The organism is Thermocatellispora tengchongensis, assembly GCF_014202315.1.
Classification (GTDB): domain Bacteria; phylum Actinomycetota; class Actinomycetes; order Streptosporangiales; family Streptosporangiaceae; genus Thermocatellispora; species Thermocatellispora tengchongensis.
In genome coordinates, this window is the sequence record NZ_JACHGN010000007.1 from 219,447 (window position 1) to 245,912 (window position 26,466).

A 26,466-nucleotide genomic window follows, 5' to 3' on the forward strand; every position below is an offset into this window, starting at 1 on the left:
CTCGCGCCTCAGGATCACTGAGCCACTTCCTCCTCGCTGTTCCTGGCCGCCCGGGGTGCGACGAATCCCGCGATCACCACGCCCGCGAGGGCCAGATAGGCCCTGCGGCCGGCCGAGCGCAGATGCGCCGGCTCCACGCAGGCCTGCCGCCCCGGCGCCAGCTCGTCCTCCCACGGCACCCGTACGATCGCCCGGCACCGTCCCCGCGCCACCGCCTCGGCCTGCTCCACGTCGCCCATGCTGCGCCGGCTCACGCCGTTGACCACCATGATCGCGCGTCTGCGCAGGTCGGCGCACCCGTGCCCGTCGAGCCAGTCGTACGTCATCGCCACCGCGTCGGGCCCGTCCTCGCTGGCGGGCACCACCAGCACGAGCTGGTCGGCGTACGGCAGCACCCGCGCGGCCAGCGCCGCCGCCGGGTCGATCACCACCAGCTTGTAGTGCCGGTCGAGCACGTGCATGAGCTGCCCGAGCCGCTGGTCGGAGAAGAGGGTGCGGTCGGCGAGCCGCTGTTCCGCGCCCGCGTCGGTGTCGGCCCCGACCACCTCCAGCCCCGAGGCCGACCGGGTCGTGTACGCGCGCATGCTCAGGTAGCCGCTCACCTGCTCCACGCCGCCCAGCAGCGAGGTCAGCGTCTCGGGCGAGTCGGCCTGCACCCGGCTGGTCAGCGTGTTCTCGCCGGTGTTGGCGTCCACCGCGAGCACCCGGTCGTCGCGGAGCTGGGCCAGCGTGTGCCCCAGCATCAGCGCGGTCGTGGTCTGCCCGGCCCCGCCGGTGCAGCCCAGCACGACCACCCGCCTGCTGCCCGCGAACACCGCGCGCGCCCGCGCCTCGTCGATCTCCGACCCGTCGGTGCGGCTGCCACCCGAGCCGATGACCACCTGCGCCAGCCGCCGCCATCCGCCCGACGGGTCGCGCCCCACCACGGACTCCACCCGCCGCGGCTTGGCCGGCGGCCGGAACTCCGGCCTCCCGCCGTGATCCGGCACGTCACCCCCGGGCCGCGCCACCGGGATCGGCAACGCCGGCACCCCGGCCCCCGCCTGCCCCACGGCCCGGACCGACACCCGCGCCGGATACCCGGCCCCGGCCTCCCGGCCCGGCTCACCCGCCTCCAGCCCCCCGGCCTCGGCCGTGCCCACCGGCTCCCCTGGGATGTGCTCGGCGGCCGGAGCCACGGGAACGGGCCCGGCAGCCGGAACCACGGGGACGGCCGGAACGGCCGGGACGTGCCCGGCGGCCGGAACCACCGGAACGGCCGGAACCACCGGGACCTGCCCGGCAGCCGGAACGGCCGGAACGGCCGGGACCTGCCCGGCGGCCGGGGCCACGGGCTCGCCCGGCATCGGGCTGTCGGCGGCGGCCGGCGGCCACGCACGCTGGGTGTCGGGCGAGATCGGGATCAGCCGCGCGGGCCGCGGCGGCTGTCCCCTGCGGTGCTGCTCACGCGGGTCGTCCGGGTCACGCCCCGACGCCCCGAGATCCCCGGCCCCCGGATCGGCGGAGGCCGCCAGCCGCCGCAACCGCCGCAACGCCTCCGCCCCGATGGGCGCCCCGGCCGACCGCTGCCGAGCACGCTCGCCCTCGGCCTCGTCCCCGTCCGTCTCGCCCTCGGCCGCATGCCTGTCAACGGCAGCCGCGTCCACGTCACCGCCGGCCACGGCGTCACCAGCGGCCACGGGCTCACCAGCGGCCACCGCCAGCCCGCCGGCATCGGGCGTGAGAGCACGGTCGGCACCGGTGGTGACCTCGTCCCGACTGACCGCGCGAGCCCCATTCAGGTCCGGGTCCGCCAAGGCGGCGGCCTCCACGCCACCCGCCTCCACGTCGGCCCCGTCAGCACCGGCGGTGTCCGGCAGGGCGGCGTCCGCACCGGCCACGAGAGCGCCACTGGCATCGGGCGCGGCCGGGTCCATGTCGGCGGCGGCAGTACCGCTCGGGCCTGGCGAGGCGGCCCCCGCACCGACCGCGCGGGCATCGTGCGCGCCCTGCGAGGGAGCCTCCGTGCCCTGCGCCTCCGCGCCCTCGGCGAGGTCCCCCGCCACCTGCGGGTCGGCTGCCCGCCGACCGGCCATCCGCCGACCAGCCGCCTGCCGACCGGCCGCGCGAACCCGGGGCGCGATGCCCTCGTCCTCGCCTGCCGCCTGAGCGGCCTCTGCCGGCGTCTCGGCCAGGGCCGCTTCGTGGGCGCGGGGCCCCGAGACGGGCTCCGCGGCCTCGGCCACCGGAACCGCGGTCACACCATCGCCACGCGCCTCCACCTCGGGAGCGCGCGACCCGGAGACGGGGCCCGACGCCTCTACCGCCGGGACCACGGCCACACCATCGGCGCGCGTCTCCGCCTCCGAAGGGCGGGGCCCGGCGGCGGCCTTCTGGGTCTCGGCCGCGCCGGTTTCGGGGGATGTGGTCACTTCGTGTCGGGGGCCGCTGCCGGTGCCTGCCTGCGCGGACGGGACCTCGGGCGGGGTGACGACGTCGCCCCAGGTGAGGGGGGTCGCGCGCTCCGGTCGGGTCTCGGGGAGGTAGAACGGCTCGTGCCCGGCGGCCGGCGCTGCCGGGATCGCCTCGGTGGCGGGGCGGGCCGGGTCGGCGGAGACGCCGGGCAGGGGGATCAGGGCCGGGGCGTCGCCCTGGCGGCGTACCGGGGTGGTGCGCTCGCGGCCGGGGGCCTCGCGCTCGCGCCTCGGCGTACGGTCCCGGGACGGGGTGCGGTCGCGTGACGGCGCACCCTCTCGGGACGGCACGGCGGGGCCCCGCGTGCCCTGCGCGGTGCCGCGCTCGCGCACCTGCTCACGCTCCCGGACCTGCTCACGCTCGCGGACCTGCTCACGCTCGCGGACCCGTTCCCTGACCTGCTCACGCTCCCGCTCCCGGACCTGCTCATTGCCCCGGACCTGCTCGCGCTCGCGCCCGCGTACCCGGTCGCGGGCCGGGAGCGGGGCGGGGTCGGTGACGGGGGCGTTGGCCGCGGCGGCGGCCGCTGCGGCGACGGCGGGGCGGACCTGGCGGGGGGCGGTGGGCAGGGCGCGTTCGGGGCGGCGGGACTTGACGGCGGCGTGCTTGGCGCGCGCGGCGACCTTGGCCCTGGCGCGGACCTTGGCGCGGTCGGCGGCGCGGGCGGGGCGGGGGGCGGCGCGCCAGACGCGGGCCACGATGGTGATCTCGCCGGGCTCGGCGTCGGGGGCCATGCGGCACCACGTACGCGGCTCGCCCAGGTAGCGGACCTGCGACTGCAGCAGCTCCGTCAGGCGCTTGCTCTCGATGACCGGGCGGGTGGACAGCCAGGTCACGACGCCGGGCGGCACCAGGTAGACCACGTGCCACGGGGCCTCGAAGGGGAGGCCGACGAGCCAGAGCATGAGGGACCACGGCACCAGCACGCCCACGAAGACACCGATCCAGACGATCGGAAGAGGCATGGGAAGCCGCAGGTCATACAGCTTGTACAGCCGCTTCTCAATGCGCCAGATATTGGTATAGGTGGGCAGGTCCACGCGGTCCTCCTCTCCGCCCCTGGGGCCGATGATCGCCGGCGCCGCCGCGCACGCCGGATCGTGCCGGATACCTCACGCGCCCTCCGGCGCGCGAACCACCTGATCCATCAATGACCGCGCAAAGCCTTGTCCAACCCTCACTGGATGCCCAGCGCCCCCGCGATCGCCCGCGCCGTCACCTCGATGATGTTGGGGACGTAGAAGATCACTCCGATGGCGATCGCCAGAATGATGAACTGAACGAACCTGGTGATCTCGCGGGTGAAGAGGAAGAAAAGCGCCACGACCGAGACGATCACGAGGAACAGCGGGGCGAAGAAGCTGCGCAGGAAGTCGGCCAGCCCTTCGGTGTCGACGCCCGCCGGAGGGGCCGAGGGCGTCGCGAGTTCCGGCAGCACGGCCAGATCGGCGACGCTCAGCAATATCGTTTTCAGGATCAATTCTCGTCCTCCCGGGGGTTTCGCTCAGCCACGTACGGGCCTGGGTCTGGCATCAGTCACCCCACGGACCGATTCGCACCGCGGATGTCCTTGACGTACCACTTGTCGCCCTGCTTCTCGACGGTCAGCCGGTACGCCTGGGTCAGCTTCCCGGCCATCTCGCCGGGGTTGGGCGTGGCCTGGGGCACCGGTGTCGCGGCGGACGGCACCCCCCAGACGACCTCCACGCTGATCTCGCGCGTGGTGCCGCCCGGCGGCACGACGACGTCCTTGAGCTCGACGAAGTCGAACGCGCCCGCGAAGCCGGTCAGCGGCCTGTCGGTGTCGACGTAGCGCTGAAGCTGGACGGTGTCGCCCGCGGCGTACGCCTTGAAGAACCCTTCGAGCTGCGGCTTGAGCTCGTTGGCGGTGGTGTCGTCGCGGTCGGGCTGCGCGGCCTGCGGCAGCCCGGCGGCGGCCGGCGCCGGAAGCACGCCGGGGCGGCCGGAGACCACGAAATCGCCGTCCGCGTAGTAGACGGGCACGGAGAGCAGCATGCGCCGGTTCTCCGACTGGAAGACGAGTGTGACGACGGCGTTGTGCGCGTCGATGACCTCGACGCCGTACGGCTGGATCGCGCCGGCCGACATGCGGCCGATTCCGTCCCAGCCGAATTGCGGGTCGGCGCCGTCGGGAAGGTACGGGGCCAGCCTGCCTGCCCTTTCCTCGGGACGGCCCGGTGTGCCCGCGTCGAAATTCAGATATACCGCGGCGAATTGATTGGCGAATGAGGACGCGCGATCGACGGGAAATCCGTAATCTGTGGGCGTGGCGCCCTGGCCGGTGGCGGTGCTTTGCTGGGTGAATCGCTCGAACGGGGCGCGCACCCCGTTGACGACGATGACGATGATGAGCGCCCACAGGACCGCCCTGCCGGTCCATACCAGCCACCGCCCGCCGCCCCCGGACCAGCCGCCCCGCCGGGGCGCGCCGCGGCCCCGCCGGGGCCCTCGCTCGGCCTCGGCGGCATCCGGGTACGCCGACAGCTCAGGGTCTCCAGGGATCCCAGGATCCTGCTGGACGATCGACCTTCGAGCCATCACGCCTCCGCTCGCGCCGATCCCTCCGGCATGGCGCGGTGTCGTCTTACTCTCGATCCCGTTATCGGTGGTGAAGCATTCACCCTAGCGGCCCTGCCAATTGTTCCAGGAAAGCCACGCCCGTGCTGCAGGCATCACCCTAACCGAGCAAACTAGGTCTTCATCCCGTACGACGCCCCGGGGACGCCGCGAACAGTGTTCGATAGCGGGTTGGACCAGGCCAGGAGGGGTGTCGATTACCTTTCGGACAGGTGTTGCTGTCCTAAGGGCTCCCTGAGTGTCGCGACTTTCGCATTCCTCCCTTGTCGCCCGGTTCGGCGATGACGCCCGCCGGAGGCCGGGCCCGTCCTCGCCGCGAGTCAGGAGCCTGGGGCGCCTGCTTGACCATGGCGTACGGCATTCGCGTAACCTGCGGGTTCCGTGCCCCACTCACACCATCCGCCCAGGCCCTTCGTCCTGCTGAGCGTGGCGGCGTCCATCGACGGACACATCGACGACACGACCGCCGAACGGCTGCTGCTGTCCGGGCCGGAGGACTTCGACCGCGTGGACGCCGAGCGCGCCGCGTCCGACGCGATCCTCATCGGCGGCGTGACCCTGCGCCGCGACGAACCCCGCCTGCTCGTACGCAGCGCCGAGCGGCGCGCCGCCCGCGTCGCCGCCGGGCGTCCCGAGCACCCGATCAAGATCGTGGTCTCCGGCGGCGGCGACCTCGACCCGGCGCTGCCCTTCTGGCACACCGGCGGGGAGAAGCTCGTCTACACCACGGACGCCGCCGCGGGACCGCTACGGGCCCGCCTGGGCGGCAGGGCCGAGGTCGTGCCCATCGGGGCGACCGTGGACTTCGGGGCGCTCCTGGACGACCTGGGGGCGCGCGGCGTACGACGGCTGATGGTGGAGGGCGGCACGTCGATCCTCACCGCCTTCCTCGCGCAGGGCCTGGCCGACGAACTGCAACTCGCGGTGGCCCCGCTCCTCGTCGGCGACCCGGCCGCCCCGCGCGTCCTGGGCCCGGCCCGCTACCCGGGCGGCCCCGCGCACCGGCTGCGGCTGCTGGAGGCGCGTACGGTGGGTGACGTGGTGCTGATCCGCTACGCCCCGAAACCGGAGGTCCCATGAGCGCCGAGGACCTGCGCCGGCTGCGGCTGGCCACCGACCTCGCGGCGCTGTGCCCGCCGTCGCGTACGGCGTTCTCGGTGGGCGCGCTGATCGTGGCCGCCGACGGCACGGAGCTCAGCCGGGGCCACAGCCGCGAGGGCGGCGACCCGCACGTACACGCCGAGGAGGCCGCCCTGGCCAAGCTCGCGCCGGACGATCCCCGCCTCGCCACGGCGACGATCTACAGCTCGCTGGAGCCCTGCTGCCGCCGCGCCTCGCGCCCCCGCCCCTGCGCCGAGCTGATCATCGCCGCCGGCATCCGCCGCGTCGTGATCGCCTGGCGCGAGCCCGACACGTTCGTCTCCGACTGCCAGGGCGCACGGGTGCTGGCCGAGGCGGGCGTGACCGTGGTCGAACTGCCCGCCCTGGCCGAGGCCGCCCGCGCCCCCAACGCCCACCTCGCCCTCTGACCACACGTTGAAGGAACTACACGTTGAAGCGGAACTCCACCACGTCGCCGTCGCGCATGATGTAGTCCTTGCCCTCGATGCGGGCCTTGCCGGCGGCGCGGGCGGCGGTCATGGAGCCGGCGGCCATGAGGTCGTCGAAGGAGATCACCTCGGCCTTGATGAAGCCGCGCTGGAAGTCGGTGTGGATGACGCCGGCGGCCTCGGGGGCGGTGGCGCCCTGGCGGATCGTCCAGGCCCGGGTCTCCTTGGGGCCCGCGGTCAGGTAGGTCTGCAGGCCGAGGGTGGCGAAGCCGACGCGGGCGAGCTGTGACAGGCCCGACTCCTCCTGGCCGACCGACTGCAGCAGCTCCAGGGCCTCATCGTCGTCCAGCTCGACCAGCTCCGACTCGATCTTGGCGTCGAGGAAGACGGCCTCGGCCGGGGCCACCAGGGCCGACAGGCGCCCGCGCAGCGCGGCGTCGGTCAGCTCGTCGGCGTCGAGGTTGAAGACGTATAGGAACGGCTTGGCGGTGAGCAGGTGCAGCTCGCGCAGGTCGGCCGGGTCGATGCCGGCCCCCTTGGCGCCCGCGTAGAGGGTGGTGCCGCCGTCGAGGAGCTTGCTCGCCGCCTCGGCCGCGTCGAGCACGGCCTTGCGGTCCTTGTTGAACTTGGCCTCCTTGGCCAGGCGCGGCAGGGCCTTCTCCAGGGTCTGCAGGTCGGCCAGGATCAGCTCGGTGTTGATGGTCTCGATGTCGCGCTCGGGGGAGATCTCGCCATCGACGTGGGTGACGTCGGGGTCGCTGAAGACCCGGATGACCTGGCAGATCGCGTCGGTCTCGCGGATGTTGGCCAGGAACTGGTTGCCGCGGCCCTGGCCCTCGGACGCGCCGCGCACCAGGCCGGCGATGTCCACGAACTCCACCTTGGCCGGGATGATCTTCGCGGAGCCGAACATCTCGGCGAGCTTGGGCAGGCGGGCGTCGGGCACCCCCACGATGCCCACGTTGGGCTCGATGGTGGCGAAGGGGTAGTTGGCCGCGAGCGCGTTGCCGCTCTTGGTCAGCGCGTTGAATAGCGTGGACTTGCCGACGTTGGGCAGGCCGACGATGCCGATGCTCAGGCTCACGTCTGCCGAGTTTACGGGCCTGCGCGGCATGGTCGCTCATCCGCCGCGTGTCGCGGGCTCGTGGAGCCGGGCCTGCTGGGATCATTGGCGGTTGTGGATTTCATGGCACTCGTCGTCGGGCTCGCCGCCGGGCTGGCCATCGGATTCCTGCTCGGGCGGTCGCGGTCGGCCGACGCGGTGGCCCGGGCCAAGGTCGCGGAGGAGAAGGCCGCGTACGTCGAGGAGCAGCTCGCCGAGCGGTTCCAGGCGCTGTCGGCCCGCGCGCTGGACGTGAACAACCTGCGGTTCCTCGAACTCGCCGAGACCCGGCTGGCCACGACCCGGGCCGAGGCGGCCGGGGAGGTCGAGCAGCGCAAGCAGGCCGTGGAACAGATGATCGTGCCGCTGAAGGAGACGCTGGCCAAGGTGGAGGCCCAGCTCCGCGACACCGAGATGGGCCGGCGCGCCGCGCAGGCCGAGCTGGCCAAGCAGATCGAGTTCGTCCGGCAGAGCAGCGACCAGCTCCGGGCGCAGACCAGTGCGCTGGTGCGGGCGCTGCAGCGGCCCGAGGCCCGCGGCCGGTGGGGAGAGCTCCAGCTCCGCCGGGTGGCGGAGATCGCGGGCATGTCGCGCTTCTGCGACTTCGACGAGCAGGCCAGCGCGACGACCGCCGACGGGGTGGTGCGGCCCGACATGGTGGTCCGGCTGGCGGGCGGCAAGAACATCATCGTGGACTCGAAGGTGTCGCTGGCGGCCTACCTGGAGGCGGCGGAGGCGGCCGACCCGGAGTCGGCGACCGTACGCCTCGACGCGCACGCCCGGCACCTGCGCGAGCACGTGGACCGGCTGGCGTCCAAGGCGTACTGGCAGGCGTTCAGCCCGGCGCCGGAGTTCATGGTGCTGTTCATCCCCGGCGAGGCGTTCCTGGCGCCCGCGCTGGAGCGCGACCCGTCGCTGCTGGAGTACGCCATGAGCCGCCGGGTGCACATCGCCACGCCGACCACGCTGATCACCATGCTGCGCACCGCCCAGTACGCCTGGCAGCAGGCGGCGCTGACCGAGAACGCGCGGGCGGTCTTCGAGCTGGGCAAGGAGCTGTACGAGCGGCTGAGCACGATGGGCCGCAACGTGGACGCCCTGGGCCGGGCGCTCGGCCGGGCGGTGGAGGCGTACAACAAGACGGTCGGGTCGCTGGAGAGCCGGGTCATGGTGAGCGCCCGCAAGCTCAACGATCTCGGCGTGGTGGACGCCGAGCTGGAGCAGCCGCAGCTCGTGGAGGAGCTGCCGCGCGCCCTGGCCGCCCCGGAACTGGCCGAGGCGGCGGGCACGGAGGGCCCGGCCGCGTCCCCCGCACCCCACCTGAACGGTAAGTTGGCAAAGGACCTGTCCTGACGCCCCCTCCCATCGCACACTGGAGGACGACGCAGGGCTCGGGCAACCGGGATCGGTGAGCCGGACTCGGGCATTCGGGCCCGGCGACCGGGCGCGGGCGACCGGGCTTGGGCCCGGCTGACCGGGCTTCGGCACGGCTGACCGGGCTTCGGCGGGGGCGACCGGGCTTCGGCGCGGGCGACCGGGCTTCGGCGCGGGCGACCGGGTTCGGGGCGAGCCCCGCGTATTGCGAGGCGATCGCAAAGAGGAGGGTCTTGAGCACTCGGCAGGCATCACGTGCCGGCGTCACGCTGACCGCTCGTGGCGCCATCGCGGTCATCCTGGTGGCCACGCTCGTCGGCTACGCCCTGGACAGCCTGACCGGCGCGGGCGCGGCGATCGGGATCGTGTTCATCGCCGGGTGCGTGACCGCGGCGCTGCTGGTCAACCGGCGCGATCTGCTGTCGGTGGTGGTCACCCCGCCGCTGCTGTTCTTCGTGGGCACGCTGATCGCCGAGGCGGCGCGCGCGCTGGGCGCGGCGTCGCCGTTGCAGAACCTCGCCCTGGGCCTGTTCACCGCGATGTCGGGCGGCGCGCCGTGGCTGTTCGCGGGCACGGCGCTGGTGCTGGTCATCACCTGGCGGCGCGGCCTGCGCGGCAATGTGCGCGCGCTGCGCGAGGAGCTGCGGGGCGCGCGCGGGCCGGCCGCGGGCGCGCCGGTGCCGCGGCCCCGCGCGGGCGACGGCGCGTACGCCCCCGAGCCCGAGGGCTACTTCGAGCCGCGCGTCTACGGCACCCACCGTAAAGCCGCCTCCGAGTAGCCGTAACGGCATTCCCGCTGGTCACCCATGGTTCGCTAGGGGACCGAAACATCCTTGTATTATTAATAAAATACTAGTAATGTCGCCGCACCGGCGAGCTGCGCCGGTACCTCTCACCTCGAAGGAGTGACACATGGGGTCGAGGATTCGGACGGCGGCAGGTGCGCTGGCCGCCGCCGCGGCGCTGGGGCTGGCCGCCGCGTGCGGGGGCGGCGGTGGCGAGGAGCCCGCCAAGAGCGCGGCGGCGGCGAGCGGCGACCCGGCGAACCCGGTCGAGCTGACCTTCTGGTCGTGGGTGCCCAACATCCAGAAGGCGGTGGACGCCTTCAACGCCAAGCACCCCGGCATCAAGGTCAAGCTGGAGACGATCACCCCCGGCCCCGACGGCGGGTACGCCAAGATGCTCGCGGGCGTCAAGGCCGGCAACGCGCCCGACGTGGCGCAGGTGGGCTACGACTCGCTGCCGTCGTTCCTGGTCAACGGCGCGCTTGAGGACATCACCCAGTACGCCGAGAAGGACGCCGCCAAGTTCGTCGACTGGCAGTGGCAGACCGGCGTCTTCGGCGGCAAGGTCTACTCGATCCCGCAGGCCAGCGGCCCCATGGCCTTCTACTACCGCAAGGACCTGTTCGACAAGTGGGGCATCGAGGCCCCCAAGACCTGGGACGACTTCGCCGCGGCGGCCAAGACGATCCGGGAGAAGGACGACAGCGCCTACATCTCCACCTTCGCCGCCAACCAGGCGCCGTGGATGATCGCGCTGGCGCAGCAGGCCGGGCAGCAGTGGTTCAGCACCGAGGGCGACGCCTGGAAGGTGACGATCGACAACCCCGACACCCGGCGCATGGCCGGCTTCTGGCAGAAGATGCTGGACGACAAGCTGGTCAAGACCGAGGCCGACATGTCCAACGGCTGGTACAAGGACCTGCAGACCGGTGACATCGCGGGCTGGATCGGCGGCTCCTGGGGCGATGCCATCATCCGCGGCAACGCGCCGAAGACCTCCGGCAAGTGGGCGGTCGCGCCGATGCCGCAGTGGCCGGGCGCCGCGAAGTTCGCCTCGGCGAGCTGGGGCGGCGGCTCCGCCTCGGCGGTGCTGAAGGGCACCGACCACCCGGCCGAGGCGACGGCGTTCGCGGTGTGGCTGACCAGCGACCCCGAGAGCGTGAACATCCTGCTGTCGGCGGGCTACGGCTGGCCCTCGATCAAGGACACCAGCCGGATTCCCAACCTGCAGCAGGACGACACCGTCTTCCCGTTCTACGGCGGGCAGAACATCTGGGACGTCTTCAAGGAGGCGGACGCGGCGGTCGGCCTGGACTGGCGCTGGCCCCCGGTGAGCGACGCGCTGTACTCCACGCTGACCGACAACGCCAAGGCCGCCGTCGAGGGCGACGGCACGCTGGCCGACGCCTTCGCCAAGACCCAGACGGCCATGGTGGAGCAGCTCAAGGCCAAGGGCCTGAACGTCGTGGCGACGGGCGGCTGAGCGTGGCGGGAACGACCGGCACCCGTACGACGGGGGCGGCCGGCGCGCGGGAGACCCCTCCCGGCGGCGCGTCCGGCCGGCCCCGCCGTGCGGCGCACACGCGCTCACGGGCCCGGCGGGGGCCGCGGCTGCACGTCGCCGTGTTCGTCGCGCCCTTCTTCGTGGCCTTCTCGCTGTTCTTCATCGCGCCGATCTGCTACGCGCTCTACGAGAGCTTCTTCACCCTGCAGAGCAGCGGCCTGGGCCTGACCGAGCCGACGATCGAGTTCTCCGGCCTGGCGAACTACGCCACCGCGCTCAGCTCGCCCGCGTTCGTGGGCAGCCTGGGCCGGGTGCTGGTGTTCGCCGCGATCGAGGTGCCGATCATGGTGGTCAGCGCCCTGGCGCTGGCGCTGCTGCTGGACTCGGCCCGCGCCAGGTGGCGGGCGTTCTTCCGGGTGTCGTTCTTCCTGCCCTACGGCGTGCCGGGCGTGGTCGCCTCGCTGCTGTGGGGCTTCCTGTACGTGCCGCAGACCAGCCCGCTGATCGACATCCTGTCGGCCGTCGGCCTGCCGCACGACTTCCTCGGCCCCGGGACGATCCTGTTCTCCATCGCCAACATCGCGACCTGGCAGTTCGCCGGCTACAACATGCTGGTGCTGATCGCCGGCCTTCAGGCGATCCCGCAGGAGCTGTACGAGGCCGCCCGGGTGGACGGCGCGAGCGAGCTGCGCATCGCCTGGCACGTCAAGATCCCGATGGTGCGCGCGCCGATCATCCTGATCACGGTGTTCACGCTGATCGGCACGCTGCAGCTCTTCGTCGAGCCGCTGATCCTCAAGCCGCTGACGACCGCGATCAACAGCGACTTCACCCCCAACCTGGCCGCGTACAACCAGGCGTTCGGGCAGAGCAACATCAACCTCGCCTCCGCCGAGGCCACCATCATCGCGATCATCTCGTTCGTGGTCTCGTTCGGGTTCCTGCGCGTGGTCAACCGGAAGGGGAACCGGGCGTGGTAGACCGCAGACGGCTCAGCCCGGCCACCGTCGTGGTGCTGGCCCTGCTGACGGCCGCGGCCGTGTACTTCCTGCTGCCGGTCGCGTGGGTGCTGATCGCGGCCACCAAGAGCTCGGCCGACCTGTTCGGCACGTTCGGCCTGTGGTCGCCCGACCCGCAGCTCGGCGCCAACCTGGGCCGGCTGTTCGGCGCCGAGGACGGCCTGTTCGGCCGGTGGATCCTCAACAGCTTCCTGTACGCCGGCGTCAGCGCGCTCATCGCCACGCTGCTGTCGGCGGGCGCCGGCTACGCGATGGCCAAGTACCCCTTCCGGGGCAGGGAACTGCTGTTCAACCTGGTCCTGGCCGGCGTGCTGGTGCCCGCGACCGTGCTGGCGCTGCCGACGTACCTGATCTTCAGCGAGGTCGGGCTGACCGGCACGTTCTGGTCGGTGCTGCTGCCGAGCATCGTCAGCCCGTTCGGGGTGTACCTGGCCCGCATCCAGGCGCACGCGGCGATCCCGGACGCGCTGCTGGAGGCCGCGCGGCTGGACGGCGCCGGGGAGTACCGCATCTTCTTCCGGATCGCGGTGCGGGTGATGTCGCCGGCACTGGTTACGATCTTCCTGTTCCAGTTCATCGGCGTGTGGAACAACTACTTCCTGCCCCTGGTGATGCTCTCCGACCAACGGCTCTACCCGGTCACGCTGGGCCTGGCCCAGTGGAACTCGCAGACCTTCCGAGACCCGGCGTTCTTCGAACTGACCGTCACCGGGGCGGCGGTGTCCGCACTCCTCCTCGTCCTCACCATGGCGTCACTTCAGCGCTTCTGGCGGGCGGGCCTCACAGCAGGGAGCGTCAAGGAATGAGCGAGCGCATCCCCCGCCTGTACCGGGCGATGGGCGGCGGCATCGGCTTCGGGGCCGACTACAACCCCGAGCAGTGGCCGCGCGAGGTGTGGCGCGAGGACGTACGCCTCATGCGCGAGGCCGGGGTCACCATCGTCACCCTGGGCATCTTCTCCTGGGCGGCGATCGAGAAGGAGCCCGGCGAGCGCGACTTCGGCTGGCTGGATGAGGTCATGGACCTGCTCGGCGAGGCCGGGATCGCGGTGTCGCTGGCCACCGGCACGGCCTCGCCGCCGCCGTGGCTGGCCCGGCTGCACCCCGAGACGCTGCCGGTGGACGCCGAGGGGCGCACGTTGTGGACCGGCGCCAGGCAGCAGTACTGCCCCAGCTCCCCCGCCTACCGCGCCGCCGCGCTCGACTTCGCCACCGCGATGGCCAAGCGGTACGGACAGCACCCGGCGCTCGCCCTGTGGCACGTCGGCAACGAGTACGGCTGCCACGTGGACGCCTGCTACTGCGACGCCTCGGCGGCCGGCTTCCGCGAGTGGCTGCGCGCCCGCTACGGCGACCTGGACGGGCTGAACGCGGCCTGGTCCACCGACTTCTGGAGCCAGCGCTACTCCGACTGGTCGGAGGTGCTGCCGCCGCGGCTGGCCCCGACGTTCCCCAATCCGGCCCAGCAGCTCGACTTCCGCCGCTTCAGCTCCGACGCGATGCGCGAGTGCTACCTGATGGAGCGGGAGGCGCTGCTCGCGCTGCTGCCCGACATTCCGGTCACCACCAACATGATGGGGCTGTGGAAGTCGGTGGACTCCTTCTCCTGGGCCGATGAGCTGGACATCGCCGCGCTCGACCTCTACCCCGAGCCGAAGGACCCCACGGCCCACATCGGCGGCGCCCTGTTCCACGACCTGACCCGCTCGCTGCGCCGCGGGCAGCCGTGGATGCTGATGGAGCAGGCGCCCAGCGCGATCAGCTACCGGCCGCCGAACCGGCCCAAGAAGCCGGGCCAGATGCGGCTGTGGAGCATGCAGGCCGTGGCCAGGGGCGCCGACGCGGTCATGTACTTCCAGTGGCGGGCCTCGGCGGGCGGGGCGGAGAAGTTCCACTCCGCCGTCGTCGGGCACGGGGGCACGGACAACCGGGTGTTTCGCGAGGTGTCCGCGCTGGGCAAGGAGCTGGCCGGGCTCGCGGACGTCGCCGGCTCCCGCGTACGCGCGCAGGTGGCGCTGGTGCACGACTGGGCCAACTGGTGGGCGCTGGAGCTGGACGCCCGCCCGGCCGAGCTGGAGCTGCTGGAGCGGCTGAAGGACCACTACGCGGCCCTGTGGCACGAGAACGTGACCGTGGACATCGTGCCCCCGGGCGCCGACCTGTCCGGCTACAAGCTGGTCGCGGTGCCCAACCTGTACCTCGTCTCGGCCGAGGCGGCGGCCGATCTGGCGGCGTACGTGCGCGGCGGCGGGCGCCTGCTGATGTCGTTCTTCAGCGGGATCGCCGACGAGCGCGACCGCATCCACCTGGGCGGCTACCCGGGGCCGTTCCGCGAGCTGCTGGGGCTGCGCGTCGATGAGTTCTGGCCGCTCGGCGAGGGCGAGACCGTCACGCTGACCGACGGCACGACCGCCGGCCTGTGGGCCGACGACCTGGTGCTGGAGGGGGCCGAGCCGCTGGCCCGCTACGCCGGCGGGCCGCTGGCGGGCGTGCCGGCCGTGACCCGGCACGCGTACGGCGCGGGCAGCGCCACCTACCTGGGCACCCGGTTGGAGCCCGGCGCGATGCGCGCCCTGGTCCGGGCGGAGCTGGCCGCCGCCGGGGTCGAGCCGGTGCTGCCCGATCTGCCCGAGGGCGTGGAGGCCGTGGCGCGCGAGGCCGCCGACGGCACCCGGTTCCTGTTCCTGCTCAACCACACCGACGCGCCGGTGCGGGCGTACGGGACCGACCTGCCCGGCCAGGGCGTGGCCGTGCTGCGCGAGGAGAGATCATGACGCCCGGCAGGTACACCGGCCGGCGGGCGGTGGTGACCGGCGGCGCGTCCGGCATCGGCGCGGCCACGGCCGCCCGGCTGCGCGCGGAGGGCGCCGACGTGCTGGTCGTGGACGTGCGGCCGCCCGAGACCGGGGACCACCTCATCGGCGACGTGGCGCGGGAGGAGACCTGGGAGCAGGTGGCCGAGCGCGGCCCGTACGACCTGGTGGTCAGCAACGCGGCCGCGGTGGACGTGCTGCCCGCGCACCGGACCTCGCTGGAGTCGTGGCACCGGCAGATCGGGGTCAACCTCACCGGCACGTTCCTGGCCGCGCGGCGGCTGCTGCCCGATCTCGCGGCACGGCGCGGCAGCATGGTCGTCACCTCCTCGGTGCACGCGCTGGTCGGGCTGCCCGGACACCCCGCGTACGCGGCGGCCAAGGGCGGGCTCACCGCGCTCACGCGGCAGCTCGCCGTGGAGTACGGCCCGGACGCGCGGGTGAACTGCGTCATCCCCGGGCCGATCATGACCCCGGCCTGGGACCGGGTGGACGAGGCCGGCCGGGCCGACAGCGTACGGGCGACGGTGCTGCGCCGGTTCGGCGAGCCGGAGGAGGTGGCGGCGGTGATCGCCTTCCTGGGCTCGGCGGACGCGTCGTTCATGACCGGCACGTCCGTGGTCGTGGACGGAGGCTGGAGCATTGTGAAGGACTCGGCTTGATGGCGGCATACGGGGGGCGGGGCCTGCACGGGCAGACCGTGGAGGCCCTCGCGACGATGATCTTCAGCGGCGAGTACCGCGAGGGCGACGGCCTGGACGTCGCCGAGCTGCAGGAGCGGCTGGGCGTCAGCTCGACCGCGCTGCGCGAGGCGATGAAGGTGCTGGCCGCCAAGGGCCTGATCATGGCCCGGCCCAAGCTGGGCACGTTCGTGCGGCCCCGGCAGGACTGGAACCTGCTCGACGGCGACGTGATCCGGTGGAAGTTCGCCGGCAGGCCCGACCACGGGTTCCTGGAGGACCTGCACGAGCTGCGGTCCATCGTGGAGCCGTCGGTGGCGCGGCTGGCCGCGCTGCGGCGTACGGAGGAGGACCTGGAGGCGCTGCGGGCCGCCCTGGGCCGCATGGCCGAGGCGCGCGGCGACGCGGGCGCCATGGTGGCCGCCGACCTGGCCTTCCACCGGGCGCTGCTCACCGCGAGCGGGAACGAGCTGCTGGAGCGCATGGACGTCGTGATGGGCGCGGGCCTGGCCGGGCGCGACCGGCTGGTGCACGGCGCGCAGCCCGGCGACGACCCGGTGCCCAGCCACCTGGCGGTGCTGACCGCCATCGCCGAGGGCGACGCCGACGCGGCCGACGGCGCGATGCGCGAGCTGCTGGCCAAGGCGTGGGGCGACCTGCTGCGCCTGTGGGAGACGCCGGCCGGGGAGACGGCATGAAGATCGAGCGCGTCGAGACCTTCATGGTGCCGCCGCGGTGGCTGTTCTGCCGGGTGGAGACCGACACCGGCGTCGTCGGCTGGGGCGAGCCGGTCGTGGAGGGGCGCGCCGAGGTGGTCCGCGCGGCGGTCGGCGTACTGGCCGAGTACCTGATCGGGCAGGACCCGCTGCGCGTCGAGGACCACTGGCAGGTGCTCACCAAGGGCGGCTTCTACCGGGGCGGCCCGGTGCTGTCCAGCGCCGTCGCCGGGCTGGACCAGGCGTTGTGGGACATCGCGGGCAAACACTACGGCGCGCCGGTGCACGGCCTGCTCGGCGGCCCCGTACGCGACCGCGTCCGCGTGTACGCCTGGGTCGGCGGCGACGAGCCCGGCGAGCTGCGCGAGGCGATCGAGGAGCAGGTCGAGGCCGGGTTCACCGCGATCAAGATGAACGCGTCCGGCATGCTGCCGCGCTCGCTGTCCGCCGCCGACCTGGCCGCGGTCGTGGCCCGCGCCGAGATCGCCCGCGACGCGCTCGGACCCGGCCGCGACTTCGCGGTGGACCTGCACGGGCGCGCCTCGGTCGCGCTGGCCCGGCAGATCGTCGCCGCCATCGAGCCCGCGCACCCCCTGTTCGTGGAGGAGCCGGTCGCGCCGGAGTACCTGCACCGGCTCGGCGAGATCACCGCGGGCACGCCGGTGCCGATCGCGCTGGGCGAGCGGCTGTACTCCCGCACCGACTTCCTGCCCGCCCTCACCGCCGGGCTCGCGGTCGCCCAGCCCGACCTGTCCCACGCCGGCGGCATCTCGGAGGTGCGCCGGATCGCGGCGCTGGCCGAGACCTTCGACGTGCCGCTCGCGCCGCACTGCCCGCTGGGGCCGATCGCGCTGGCCGCCAGCCTCCAGGTCGCGTTCTGCACGCCCAACTTCCTGATCCAGGAGCAGAGCGCGGGCATCCACTACAACGGCGACGCCGACCTGCTCGACTACGTGCTCGACCCGGCGCCGTTCGACTTCGTGGACGGCTACGCCCGCCGCACCGACGCCCCCGGCCTCGGTGTGCGCGTGGACGAGGCGGCCGTGCGCCGGGCCGACCGCTCCCCGCACGCGTGGCGCAACCCCGTGTGGCGGCACGACGACGGCTCCCTGGCAGAGTGGTGAGCATGGATCTTCTGGACATCCTTCGCGACCGGCGGCTGGTCGCCATCATCCGGGGCCGCGACCCCGAAGCCTCGTACGCCACCGCGTGCGCCCTGGTCGAGGAGGGCGTGGACGTGCTGGAGGTCTCCCTCACCGGGGCCGACGCGCTGCACGTCATCGGCAGGATCGCCAAGGCGCTCGGCGGCGACGTGGTGCTCGGCGCCGGCACGGTGATGACCGAGGCCGACGCCGAGGCGGTGGCGGAGGCGGGCGCGACGTTCACGGTGACGCCCGCGCTCGGGCCGGGCGCGCTGCGCTCGATCGAGCTGGGCCTGCCGTCGCTGATCGGCGCGCTGACGCCCACGGAGGTCTGGAACGCCCACACCGCCGGCGCCGCCGCGGTGAAGATCTTCCCGGCGTCGCTGGGCGGGCCCGGCCATCTCGCGGCGCTGCGCGACCCGTTCCCGCGGATTCCGCTGGTGCCGGTGGGCGGGGTGCGCACCGACCAGGTCGCGGCGTACCTCGACGCGGGCGCGGCGGCGGTCGGCGTCGGCTCCCCGCTGGTCGGCGACGCCCCGCACGGCGGCGACCTGGACGCCCTGCGCGAGCGCGCCCGGAGCTTCCGCCAGGTGGTGGCGAGATGAGCACGCCCGATCCCAGGCCCGACGTGAGACCCGACGTCACGACGCTCGGCGAGACCATGGCCTGCCTGCACGGCGACGGCCCGCTGCGCATGGGGGGCACGCTCGCGCTCAGCATCGCGGGCGCCGAGGCCAATGTCGCCATCGGCCTGGCCCGGCTGGGCCACCGGGCCCGCTGGGCCGGCGTGGTCGGCCAGGACGAGCTGGGCGCGCTGGTGCTGCGCACCCTGCGCGCCGAGGGCGTGGACGTGAGCACCGTACGCGAGTCGGGCGACCGCCCCACCGGGCTGATGATCCAGGAGAGCCGGATCGCCGACATCACCCGGGTGCACTACTACCGCGCGGGCTCGGCCGGGTCCACCCTCTCCCCCGCCGACGCCACCGCGGCCCTCACCCCCGCGCCCCGGCTGCTGCACGTCACCGGCATCACCCCCGCGCTCGGCGACGCCCCGCGCGCGGCCGTCGAGCAGGCCGTACGCCAGGCGCGCACCGCGGGCGCCACGGTCGTCCTGGACGTCAACCACCGCTCGCGGCTGTGGGACACCGAGACGGCCGCGAAGGTCCTTACCGGCCTGCTGCCGTACGTGGACCTGCTGATCGCCTCCGACGACGAACTGCCCATCGTCGGCGGACGCCGGGCCGCGACCGACGCCGGCATCGGCGAGATCGTGATCAAACGCGGCGCCGACGGCGCCGAGGTCTGGACACCCGGCGCCGACACCCCCATCACCCGCCCCGCCCTGCGCGTGCCGGTCGCCAGCACGGTCGGCGCAGGAGACGCCTTCGTCGCCGGCTACCTGTCCGGCCTCCTCGACGGCCTCCCCCCACAGGACCGCCTGGACCGCGCGGTCACCCTGGGCGCCTTCGCGGTGGCCTCCCACGGCGACTGGCACGCCCTCCCCACCCGCGCCGAACTCCCCCTGCTGGCCCTGGCCGAGGGCGCGACCGTACGCTGACGGCACCGCGGGATCATGGCCCCATGATCTCGGTGAAGATGAACGACGACGCCGCCGCCCTGCTCGGAGTCCTCGACGGGCCGGGCGGCGCCCACCCTCCGGGCGGCCTGTCGGCGGACCTGCGGGAACGGCTCGCGGAGGGGATCGCGTGGCGTGGCGACGTGCTCACCTGGGCGTCCTGCCCGGGAATGCCCGACGGAGCCTCGCGCTGCCAGACCCTCACGTACTGGGAGAGCAGCGCCAGCTCCTTCCACCTGGAGCCCTACGTCCTGGACGAGGCCACCATGGAGGAGCTCGTCGCCGCCGACGGCCCTCCGGTGATCCGCGAGGACGACCAGCGGCTGATCCTCCAGCACGGGATCGCCTTCGCCCTGGAGTTCAGCCGCCTGGTCCACGCCCTCGATCCGCCATGCGCAGTGCGCTGCATCGTGGCCGTCAACGAGACCAACGGGACGTTCCGGTTCCACCGCATCAGGCCCGATGAGCGCTGGAACACCGCCGACCTGGACACGTACGAGCTGGACAAGCTGGTCGAGATCGACATCGAGCCCGCCGCCCGGTGAAGCGGCGCGCCCGGCTAGGCCGTACGCAGATCCTTGCGGAGTTCGTGGGGGAGGGCGAAGCGGACGCTCTCCTCCACCGACTCCACCTCCTCCACCTCGCCGAAGCCGCGGGCCGCGAGATGGGCGATGACCTGCTGCACCAGCTCGTCGGGCACGGACGCGCCGCTGGTGAGGCCGACCGTGGTGACGCCGTCGAGCCACTCGTCGCGGATCTGGTCGGCGTAGTCGACCAGGTAGGACGCGTCGGCGCCCGCGTCGAGCGCCACCTCGACCAGGCGCTTGGAGTTGGAGGAGTTGGTCGAGCCCACCACGATGACGAGCTGCGCCTCACGGGCGATGGCCTTCACCGCCACCTGCCGGTTCTGGGTGGCGTAGCAGATGTCGTCGCTCGGCGGGTCGATCAGGTTGGGGAAGCGCTCGCGCAGCCGGGCGACGGTCTCGGTGGTCTCATCGACCGACAGGGTGGTCTGCGACAGCCACACCACCCGGTTGGGGTCGCGCACGCTGACCCCGGCCACCCCGTCGAGCCCATCGACGAGTTGGATGTGCTCGGGCGCCTCGCCCGCGGTGCCCTCGACCTCTTCGTGGCCCTCGTGCCCGATGAGCAGGATGTCGTAGTCCTTGGCCGCGAACCGCTTGGCCTCGTTGTGCACCTTCGTGACGAGGGGGCAGGTGGCGTCGATGGTGCGCAGGCTGCGCTTGGCGGCCTCCTCGTGCACCGCCGGGCTCACGCCGTGCGCGGAGAAGACGACGATGGCGCCCTCGGGGACCTCCTCGGTCTCCTCGACGAAGACGGCGCCCCGCTCCTCAAGGGTCTTGACCACGTGCGTGTTGTGCACGATCTGCTTGCGCACGTACACGGGCGCGCCGTAACGCTCCAGAGCCTTCTCCACGGTCTGGACCGCCCGATCGACCCCCGCGCAGTAGCCGCGGGGCCTGGCCACGAGGACCCGTCGGCGGGTCGTGGAGCTCTGTGTCGTCATGTTTCTATGCTACGGGGGGGACAAGAACGTCTCAGCCCGCGTGCCTGTTACGCCAGTCTGCGCCAGACTGGCCATCCGATAACAGACCTCCCAAGGAGTCGGTATGTCCATCACCGACGTCGTTCGCAACGTCGCCAAATCCGTCAAAGATACGCTGACCGACCGGGACGAGCTCGGGCGGAAGGCCAAGGACCTGCCCGCGTACGTGCTGCAGTCGGCCCTGAGCGGGGTCGGCCAGGCACTGCTCCTGGGCGACCGGGTCCGTACCAAGCTCAAGCGCCTCGGCAGGCGCGAGGAGGAGGAAGAGACCACCGCGACCGCGCCCGAGACGGCCGAGAAGGCGGAGAAGGCCGAGAAGGCCGAGAAGGCCGAGAAGGCCGAGAAGGCCGAGAAGCCGGCGGCCGAGGAGCCGGAGAAGAAGCGCCGCGAGCCGGTCATCTTCGCACCGCGCCCGGTCGAGCCGGAGCAGATCACGCCCAACGGCGCCAAGGCGGCTCCGGTCGTCGTCGCTCCGGAGGAGAAGCCGGCCGAGAAGCCGGCGGAAAAGCCGGTCGAGAAGGCGGCCGAGAAGCCGGTTGAGAAGCCGGTCGAGAAGGCCGAGGAGCCCGCCGCCAAGGCCGAGGAGCCCGCCGTCAAGGTGGAGGAGCCGGTCAAGGCCGAGGAGCCCGCGGCGAAGGCCGAGGAGCCCGCCGTCAAGGTCGAGGAGCCCGCCAAGGCCGAGGGTGAGCTGGCCAAGGCGGCCACCGCCACCGAGGCCGCCGCCGAGAAGGCCGAGGAGGCCGCGCAGGCGGTCGTGGAGGAGGCGCCGGCCCCCGTCGCGGCCGAGCCGGTCAAGGCCGGCGGCACCGTCGAGACCGCGACGCTGGCCGAGCCGATGCCGGGCTACGCCGAGCTGACGATGGCCTCGCTGCGGGCGCGGCTGCGCGGCAAGACGGCCGAAGAGGTGCAGGCGCTGCTCGACTACGAGCGGGCCACCACCGACCGGCCGAACATCATCAAGATGTACGAGAACCGTCTCGCCAAGATCGCTGCGGAGGGCGGCGCGTAACCACGGCGGGCCGCGTACGGCCGGATGAGGTCCGCCTGGCGACCGCCGGGCACGTAAGCTGCCCGGCATGGCGCAGAAGACCTCACCCGAGCAGCCGCTGCCGATCAGGACCGTGCTGCAGATGGTCGCCGGGTGGATCGGCAAGCTCGGCACCATCTGGGTCGAAGGGCAGATCACCGAGCTGACGGCCCGCGGCGGCACCGTGTTCATGACCCTGCGCGATCCGGTCGCCAACGTCTCGGCCCGGGTCACCTGCCCCAGGGGTGTCTACGAGGCCGCCGTCCCCCGCCCCGCCGACGGGGCGCGGGTCGTGATGCACGTCAAGCCCGACTTCTGGGTCAACCGCGGGTCCTTCGCGTTCACCGCCCTGGAGATCCGGCCGGTCGGCGTGGGCGAGCTGCTGGCCAGGCTGGAGCGGCTGCGTCAGGTGCTGGCCGCCGAGGGGCTGTTCGCCGCCGACCGCAAGCGCCGCCTGCCCTTCCTGCCCGGCACGATCGGGCTGATCTGCGGGCGCGACTCCGCCGCCGAGCGCGACGTGCTGGAGAACGCCCGGCGCCGCTGGCCCGCCGTGCGCTTCCGCGTGGAGGAGGTCGCGGTGCAGGGCCCGTACGCGGTCTCCGAGGTGAGCGACGCGCTGAGCAGGCTCGACGCCGACCGCGAGGTCGAGGTGATCGTCATCGCCCGGGGCGGCGGCTCGCTGGAGGATCTGCTCCCGTTCTCGGACGAGGCCCTGGTGCGCGCGGTGGCGGCGTGCCGCACCCCGGTGGTGAGCGCGATCGGGCACGAGCAGGACAGCCCGCTGCTCGACCTGGTGGCCGACGTGCGCGCCTCCACCCCGACCGACGCGGCCAAGAAGGTCGTGCCCGACGTCGGCGAGCAGCTCACGCTGGTGCGCCAGCTCCGCGACCGGGGCCGCCGGACGGTGCGCGGCTGGCTGGACCGCGAGCTGGCCTGGCTGTCCTCCGTACGCTCCCGGCCGTCGCTGGCCGACCCGGTGCGCGAGATCGAGCGGCAGGCCGAGCATGTCGAGCAGTTGCGCGACCGGGCCAGGCGGTGCCTGGGCGGCTCGCTGGACCGCGCCGAGGACTCCCTGGAGCACCTGCGCGCCCGCCTGGTGGCCCTGTCCCCCGCCGCCACGCTGGAGCGCGGCTACGCCATCGTGCAGCGGCCCGGCGGCGAGGTCGTGCGCAAGGCCGCCGAGGTCGCGGAGGGCGAGGAGCTGACGGTACGGCTGCCCGACGACCGGATCTCGGTACGGGTCACCCAAGGCGCAGGCTGAGCCCCGGGTAGTCCATGGAGAAGCCGAACTCGCGGTAGAGCGGGTCGCCGTCAGAGGTCGCGTGCAGGTCGATCCGGGCCACCTTCTTGTCGCGGTACCAGTCGAGCAGCGCCCGCATGATCGCCCGCGCGTGACCGCGCCTGCGGTGGGCGGGGTCGGTGGTCATGCCCAGGATGTAGCCGAACCTGCCGTCGGGGAGCCCGGGGCCGGGGAAGCGCCGGAAGACGAACCCGATCCCGCAGGCCGCGAGCCCGCCGCCGGGCGCGTCCACCACGAACACGGCGACGTCGTCGTCATGCAGACGTTCGGCCAGGCTGCGCGCGTACGCGTCCCGCCAGCCCAGGTCGTCCAACCCGGCCGAGCCGCCCGAGTCGTTCGAGCCGCCTGGAGCGGCGGGGCCGGGCGCGCGGTCGGCGGCCATGCGCTCCGCCAAGATCACCCGCAGCCGGACAAGCTCCGAAATATCGTCATGCGTTGCCAATCGCGGTGCCACACGGTTCATTCCACCACGCCCCTTACCGGCTAGGGTTGCGACGTGGCAGGAGAAGAGGAGAAGGCACCGTCGTACGAGCAGGCCCGCGAGGAGCTGACCGAGGTCGTACGGCGGCTTGAGGCCGGCGGGCTCACGCTGGAGCAGTCGATCGAGCTGTGGGAGCGCGGCGAGAAGCTGGCGGCGGTGTGCGAGGAGTGGCTGCAGGGCGCCCGGGTCAAGCTGGCCGCCGCCATGGCCCGCCGCTCCCAGGACCCGATGAAGGACGACGACACGCCCTTCTGAACCGACAGCCCTGCTGAGCGTGCCCGCTGAACCCATCACACCCCGCTGAGCCCGGCGCGCCCCGCCGAGCGCGGCACGCCCCGGTCAACTCGGCGCCCCCTGCTGGGCGAGGTCTGGGCGGGGTCAGGAGCCGGACGCCGAGGCCGACGGCGAGGGGGCGGGGGTCGCGGTGGAGGCGGGCTGCTGCCGCAGGGAGGCCGCCAGCGTGGCCAGCTCCGGCCAGTCGGCCTGCCCGGTGACCACCAGCGCGACATCGGGCAGGATCCGCACCAGGGTGCGCTGGTTCTTGTCCTCGCGGTAGCGGCGCTCCCAGGTCACCCCGCCGATCTGCTGCGTGCCCACGGCGGTGCTGGTGTTGGCCATGCGGTTGACGAACTCGCCGGCCGGCTGCTCGTTGCTCTGCGCCAGCATGGCGTGCGAGCGGGCGGCGGTGGCGAAGCCGAGGCGCCAGGTGACCACGCCCTGCCCGGTCAGGCGCGAGCTGGTGGGCACCCAGTCCTTCGGCGTGGCCTCCGGCACCCACACCTGGTACGGCGCGGCGTTGCGCGCGTTGATGGCGTCGATGGAGTAGTCGACGCTGGGGATGTGCTCGCTGTCTCCGGTCGGCGTGACGAACAGGAATGCGCCGACGCCGAGCAGGCACACGGCCATCGCGACCGCGTAGCCGAGGAAACCCTGGGTGAACCGCTCCACGCCTGGCGAGACTACCCGCTCGGGGCCTCGGTCCCGGCATCGGGAGCGGAAGCCCCGGCGCCCGGCGGGCGGATGCCGGCGATGATCGCCAGCACCTCGTCGGCCAGCCTGCGCGCGGCCTCGACGTCCTCGGCCAGCGTGACCTCGGACACCGCGGCGGCCAGCGCCCCGGTGAGCACCACCACCAGGGCGTCCTCGTCGGGCTCGAACAGCGAGGCGTTGCGCTTGGCCCACTGCCGCAGCCGGTCGCGCATCACGACCTCGAACCCCGGCGGCCCGTCGCCGCGCAGGAACAGCGCGGACAGCTCGCGCTCCTCCAGGCAGCCGGCGAGATAGGCCCGCGCTCCGGCGATGAAGATCCGCATCGGGTCGGACTCGCCCTCGGCGCGCAGGGTCTGGGTGGCGGCCTTGGTGCGCTGGGTCTGCCTGGCCTGGAACTCCTCGAACAGGGTGAGGTACAGGTCGGCTTTTCCAGAAAAATGGTGATACAGCGAACCGACGCTGGCGCGGGCCCGCGAGACGACGTCGGTGACCCCGGCGTCGGCGAAGCCCCGGGTGATGAAGGTCTCCCTCGCGGCTTCCAGGAGCGCGCTGCGAGTGGCGGCGCCGCGCTCCGATGTGCGTACAGTCACGACTGTCACCGGCCGTTCCGGGTCGCTACTCAGTGGTGGGCACACATTATCCTCCCATCGACCGCAAAACAGGCCGGAAAAGCGGGCCAACTACGATCGATGCTGTTGACGGGATCGGCTCTCATTAAGGAGCTCACCACCATGTCCGAACAGTCCTCGGTCCCGGCGCCGCTCGCCACCGGCAAGCGCGCGCCCGATCGGAACCTCGCTCTCGAACTCGTCCGCGTTACGGAGGCGGCGGCGATGGCCGCGGCCCGCTGGGTCGGGCGCGGCGACAAGAACGGCGCCGACGGCGCCGCCGTGCACGCGATGCGCCAGCTCATCAACACGGTGTCGATGAAGGGCGTGGTCGTGATCGGCGAGGGCGAGAAGGACAACGCGCCCATGCTGTTCAACGGCGAGGAGGTCGGCGACGGCAGCGGCCCCGAATGCGACGTGGCGGTCGATCCGATCGACGGCACCCGGCTGACCGCGCTCGGCATGAACAACGCGATCTCGGTCATCGCGGTGAGCGAGCGCGGCTCGATGTACGACCCGTCGGCGGTCTTCTACATGGAGAAGCTGGTCACCGGCCCCGAGGCGGCCTCGGCGGTGGACATCGAGGCCCCGACCGCGGTGAACATCGCGGCCGTGGCGCGGGCGAAGGGCGCCTCGCCGTCCGACGTCACCGTGGTCGTGCTCGACCGGCCCAGGCACGAGCAGATCGTCAAGGAGATCCGCGAGACCGGGGCGCGGATCAAGTTCATCACCGACGGCGACGTGGCGGGCGCCATCATGGCGGCGCGCGCGGGCACCGGCATCGACCTGATGCTGGGCATCGGCGGCACCCCCGAGGGCATCATCGCCGCGTGCGCGCTCAAGTGCCTGGGCGGGGTGATCCAGGGCAAGCTGTGGCCCCGCGACGAGGACGAGCGCCGCCGGGCCCTGGACGCCGGGCTCGACCTGGACCAGGTGCTCACCATCGACGACCTGGTCAAGTCGGACGACGTGTTCTTCGCGGCCTCCGGCATCACCGACGGCGAGCTGATGCAGGGCGTACGCTACCGGGGCGGCGCGGCGGTGACCCACTCGCTGGTCATGCGCGGCCGGTCGGGCACGATCCGGAAGGTCGAGAGCGAGCACCAGCTCGCCAAGCTGCGCGCGTACAGCGCGATCAACTTCGACACCGCAGGCTGAGAAACCGGCCCTTCAGGCGGCTG

General features: G+C 73.0%; 26 protein-coding genes. 18 read left to right on the forward strand and 8 right to left on the reverse strand.

The genetic code is table 11. The features are described 5' to 3' along the window. Positions 1-14: 14 nt before the first annotated feature. The 3 genes from HNP84_RS55085 to HNP84_RS18215 form a co-directional block, all read right to left on the reverse strand. Positions 15-3,494 carry a conjugal transfer protein gene (locus tag HNP84_RS55085; RefSeq protein WP_185050926.1) on the reverse strand — a complete coding sequence of 1,160 codons (3,480 nt, stop codon included), beginning with the start codon at positions 3,492-3,494 and terminating at the stop codon, positions 15-17. Positions 3,495-3,631: 137 nt separating this feature from the next. Next, entirely contained in the window at positions 3,632-3,934 is a 303-nt protein-coding gene (locus tag HNP84_RS18210; RefSeq protein WP_185050927.1) for a hypothetical protein, read from the reverse strand. A gap of 56 nt (positions 3,935-3,990) precedes the next feature. Beyond that, on the reverse strand, positions 3,991-5,013 hold the full coding sequence (locus HNP84_RS18215; RefSeq protein ID WP_185050928.1) for a conjugal transfer protein: 1,023 nt from the start codon (positions 5,011-5,013) through the stop codon (positions 3,991-3,993). 420 nt (positions 5,014-5,433) lie between these two features. On the opposite strand from HNP84_RS18215, the gene HNP84_RS51135 reads away from it, so the two are divergent. Beyond that, positions 5,434-6,132, forward strand: coding sequence for a RibD family protein (locus tag HNP84_RS51135; protein ID WP_312925142.1), 699 nt, complete (start codon positions 5,434-5,436; stop codon positions 6,130-6,132). Then, positions 6,129-6,581, forward strand: a complete 453-nt coding sequence (locus HNP84_RS51140) for a cytidine/deoxycytidylate deaminase family protein (RefSeq protein WP_221336395.1) — start codon at positions 6,129-6,131, stop codon at positions 6,579-6,581. The genes HNP84_RS51135 and HNP84_RS51140 overlap by 4 nt, the downstream gene beginning before the upstream one ends. Positions 6,582-6,597: 16 nt before the next feature. On the opposite strand, the gene ychF is transcribed toward HNP84_RS51140, so the two are convergent. Next, the gene (ychF, locus tag HNP84_RS18225; RefSeq protein WP_185050929.1) at positions 6,598-7,686 is read right to left on the reverse strand and encodes a redox-regulated ATPase YchF; all 1,089 of its coding nucleotides are present in this window, start codon (positions 7,684-7,686) and stop codon (positions 6,598-6,600) included. 102 nt (positions 7,687-7,788) lie between these two features. On the opposite strand from ychF, the gene HNP84_RS18230 reads away from it, so the two are divergent. The 12 genes from HNP84_RS18230 (at position 7,789) to HNP84_RS18285 (ending at position 19,857) form a co-directional block, all read left to right on the forward strand. Continuing rightward, entirely contained in the window at positions 7,789-9,057 is a 1,269-nt protein-coding gene (locus HNP84_RS18230; protein ID WP_185051149.1) for a DNA recombination protein RmuC, read from the forward strand. Positions 9,058-9,311: 254 nt separating this feature from the next. Next, positions 9,312-9,857 (forward strand): DUF6542 domain-containing protein, encoded by a 546-nt coding sequence (locus HNP84_RS18235; protein ID WP_185050930.1) that lies wholly within the window; start codon positions 9,312-9,314, stop codon positions 9,855-9,857. Positions 9,858-9,990: 133 nt separating this feature from the next. Continuing rightward, positions 9,991-11,346 (forward strand): ABC transporter substrate-binding protein, encoded by a 1,356-nt coding sequence (locus tag HNP84_RS18240; RefSeq protein ID WP_185050931.1) that lies wholly within the window; start codon positions 9,991-9,993, stop codon positions 11,344-11,346. A gap of 2 nt (positions 11,347-11,348) precedes the next feature. Beyond that, positions 11,349-12,347: a carbohydrate ABC transporter permease gene (locus HNP84_RS56105; RefSeq protein WP_185050932.1), complete on the forward strand. Its 999-nt coding sequence runs from the start codon at positions 11,349-11,351 to the stop codon at positions 12,345-12,347. Further along, a complete protein-coding gene (locus tag HNP84_RS18250; protein ID WP_185050933.1) occupies positions 12,341-13,192 on the forward strand; it encodes a carbohydrate ABC transporter permease in 852 nt (283 codons plus the stop codon). Before HNP84_RS56105 ends, HNP84_RS18250 begins: the two co-directional genes overlap by 7 nt. Next, complete coding sequence (locus HNP84_RS18255) at positions 13,189-15,159, forward strand: beta-galactosidase (RefSeq protein ID WP_221336397.1); 1,971 nt, start codon at positions 13,189-13,191, stop codon at positions 15,157-15,159. Before HNP84_RS18250 ends, HNP84_RS18255 begins: the two co-directional genes overlap by 4 nt. Continuing rightward, positions 15,156-15,860, forward strand: a complete 705-nt coding sequence (locus tag HNP84_RS18260) for an SDR family NAD(P)-dependent oxidoreductase (protein WP_185050934.1) — start codon at positions 15,156-15,158, stop codon at positions 15,858-15,860. The genes HNP84_RS18255 and HNP84_RS18260 overlap by 4 nt, the downstream gene beginning before the upstream one ends. Continuing rightward, positions 15,860-16,576: a FadR/GntR family transcriptional regulator gene (locus HNP84_RS18265; RefSeq protein WP_185050935.1), complete on the forward strand. Its 717-nt coding sequence runs from the start codon at positions 15,860-15,862 to the stop codon at positions 16,574-16,576. Before HNP84_RS18260 ends, HNP84_RS18265 begins: the two co-directional genes overlap by 1 nt. After that, positions 16,573-17,718, forward strand: a complete 1,146-nt coding sequence (dgoD, locus tag HNP84_RS18270; protein WP_185050936.1) for a galactonate dehydratase — start codon at positions 16,573-16,575, stop codon at positions 17,716-17,718. Before HNP84_RS18265 ends, dgoD begins: the two co-directional genes overlap by 4 nt. Positions 17,719-17,720: 2 nt before the next feature. Continuing rightward, entirely contained in the window at positions 17,721-18,341 is a 621-nt protein-coding gene (locus HNP84_RS18275; protein ID WP_185050937.1) for a bifunctional 4-hydroxy-2-oxoglutarate aldolase/2-dehydro-3-deoxy-phosphogluconate aldolase, read from the forward strand. Beyond that, positions 18,338-19,294, forward strand: coding sequence for a sugar kinase (locus tag HNP84_RS18280; protein WP_185050938.1), 957 nt, complete (start codon positions 18,338-18,340; stop codon positions 19,292-19,294). The genes HNP84_RS18275 and HNP84_RS18280 overlap by 4 nt, the downstream gene beginning before the upstream one ends. 23 nt (positions 19,295-19,317) lie before the next feature. Then, on the forward strand, positions 19,318-19,857 hold the full coding sequence (locus HNP84_RS18285) for a PM0498 family protein (RefSeq protein WP_185050939.1): 540 nt from the start codon (positions 19,318-19,320) through the stop codon (positions 19,855-19,857). A 14-nt stretch (positions 19,858-19,871) separates the two neighbouring features. On the opposite strand, the gene HNP84_RS18290 is transcribed toward HNP84_RS18285, so the two are convergent. Then, positions 19,872-20,840 carry a 4-hydroxy-3-methylbut-2-enyl diphosphate reductase gene (locus HNP84_RS18290; RefSeq protein ID WP_185050940.1) on the reverse strand — a complete coding sequence of 323 codons (969 nt, stop codon included), beginning with the start codon at positions 20,838-20,840 and terminating at the stop codon, positions 19,872-19,874. A 103-nt stretch (positions 20,841-20,943) separates the two neighbouring features. Between HNP84_RS18290 and HNP84_RS18295 the strand changes: the two genes are divergently transcribed. Together HNP84_RS18295 and xseA are read left to right on the forward strand one after the other, a co-directional pair. Continuing rightward, positions 20,944-21,888, forward strand: a complete 945-nt coding sequence (locus HNP84_RS18295; protein WP_185050941.1) for a DUF8129 domain-containing protein — start codon at positions 20,944-20,946, stop codon at positions 21,886-21,888. A gap of 67 nt (positions 21,889-21,955) precedes the next feature. Continuing rightward, a complete protein-coding gene (gene xseA, locus HNP84_RS18300; protein ID WP_185050942.1) occupies positions 21,956-23,167 on the forward strand; it encodes an exodeoxyribonuclease VII large subunit in 1,212 nt (403 codons plus the stop codon). Here xseA and HNP84_RS18305 read toward each other — a convergent pair. Next, entirely contained in the window at positions 23,148-23,588 is a 441-nt protein-coding gene (locus HNP84_RS18305) for a GNAT family N-acetyltransferase (protein WP_221336398.1), read from the reverse strand. The genes xseA and HNP84_RS18305 overlap by 20 nt on opposite strands. A gap of 114 nt (positions 23,589-23,702) precedes the next feature. On the opposite strand from HNP84_RS18305, the gene HNP84_RS18310 reads away from it, so the two are divergent. Then, positions 23,703-23,942: an exodeoxyribonuclease VII small subunit gene (locus HNP84_RS18310; protein WP_185050944.1), complete on the forward strand. Its 240-nt coding sequence runs from the start codon at positions 23,703-23,705 to the stop codon at positions 23,940-23,942. 123 nt (positions 23,943-24,065) lie between these two features. Here the strand turns inward: HNP84_RS18310 and HNP84_RS18315 are convergent, their stop codons facing one another. Further along, positions 24,066-24,635: a DUF4245 domain-containing protein gene (locus HNP84_RS18315; protein WP_185050945.1), complete on the reverse strand. Its 570-nt coding sequence runs from the start codon at positions 24,633-24,635 to the stop codon at positions 24,066-24,068. An 11-nt stretch (positions 24,636-24,646) separates the two neighbouring features. Continuing rightward, entirely contained in the window at positions 24,647-25,267 is a 621-nt protein-coding gene (locus tag HNP84_RS18320) for a TetR/AcrR family transcriptional regulator (protein ID WP_312925144.1), read from the reverse strand. 141 nt (positions 25,268-25,408) lie between these two features. Here HNP84_RS18320 and glpX point away from each other — a divergent pair, with 141 nt between their 5' ends. Further along, positions 25,409-26,443, forward strand: a complete 1,035-nt coding sequence (gene glpX, locus HNP84_RS18325; protein WP_185050946.1) for a class II fructose-bisphosphatase — start codon at positions 25,409-25,411, stop codon at positions 26,441-26,443. Positions 26,444-26,466 lie beyond the last annotated feature (23 nt).

Coding starts and splice junctions, on each gene's coding strand:
- HNP84_RS18215 (WP_185050928.1), bottom strand. CDS start 5,013: ATGGCTCGAAGGTCGATCGTCCAGCAGGATCCTGGGATCCCTGGAGAC.
- HNP84_RS51140 (WP_221336395.1), top strand. CDS start 6,129: ATGAGCGCCGAGGACCTGCGCCGGCTGCGGCTGGCCACCGACCTCGCG.
- HNP84_RS18230 (WP_185051149.1), top strand. CDS start 7,789: ATGGCACTCGTCGTCGGGCTCGCCGCCGGGCTGGCCATCGGATTCCTG.
- HNP84_RS18240 (WP_185050931.1), top strand. CDS start 9,991: ATGGGGTCGAGGATTCGGACGGCGGCAGGTGCGCTGGCCGCCGCCGCG.
- HNP84_RS18255 (WP_221336397.1), top strand. CDS start 13,189: ATGAGCGAGCGCATCCCCCGCCTGTACCGGGCGATGGGCGGCGGCATC.
- HNP84_RS18260 (WP_185050934.1), top strand. CDS start 15,156: ATGACGCCCGGCAGGTACACCGGCCGGCGGGCGGTGGTGACCGGCGGC.
- HNP84_RS18265 (WP_185050935.1), top strand. CDS start 15,860: ATGGCGGCATACGGGGGGCGGGGCCTGCACGGGCAGACCGTGGAGGCC.
- dgoD (WP_185050936.1), top strand. CDS start 16,573: ATGAAGATCGAGCGCGTCGAGACCTTCATGGTGCCGCCGCGGTGGCTG.
- HNP84_RS18275 (WP_185050937.1), top strand. CDS start 17,721: ATGGATCTTCTGGACATCCTTCGCGACCGGCGGCTGGTCGCCATCATC.
- HNP84_RS18280 (WP_185050938.1), top strand. CDS start 18,338: ATGAGCACGCCCGATCCCAGGCCCGACGTGAGACCCGACGTCACGACG.
- HNP84_RS18285 (WP_185050939.1), top strand. CDS start 19,318: ATGATCTCGGTGAAGATGAACGACGACGCCGCCGCCCTGCTCGGAGTC.
- HNP84_RS18290 (WP_185050940.1), bottom strand. CDS start 20,840: ATGACGACACAGAGCTCCACGACCCGCCGACGGGTCCTCGTGGCCAGG.
- HNP84_RS18295 (WP_185050941.1), top strand. CDS start 20,944: ATGTCCATCACCGACGTCGTTCGCAACGTCGCCAAATCCGTCAAAGAT.
- xseA (WP_185050942.1), top strand. CDS start 21,956: ATGGCGCAGAAGACCTCACCCGAGCAGCCGCTGCCGATCAGGACCGTG.
- HNP84_RS18305 (WP_221336398.1), bottom strand. CDS start 23,588: ATGGCCGCCGACCGCGCGCCCGGCCCCGCCGCTCCAGGCGGCTCGAAC.
- glpX (WP_185050946.1), top strand. CDS start 25,409: ATGTCCGAACAGTCCTCGGTCCCGGCGCCGCTCGCCACCGGCAAGCGC.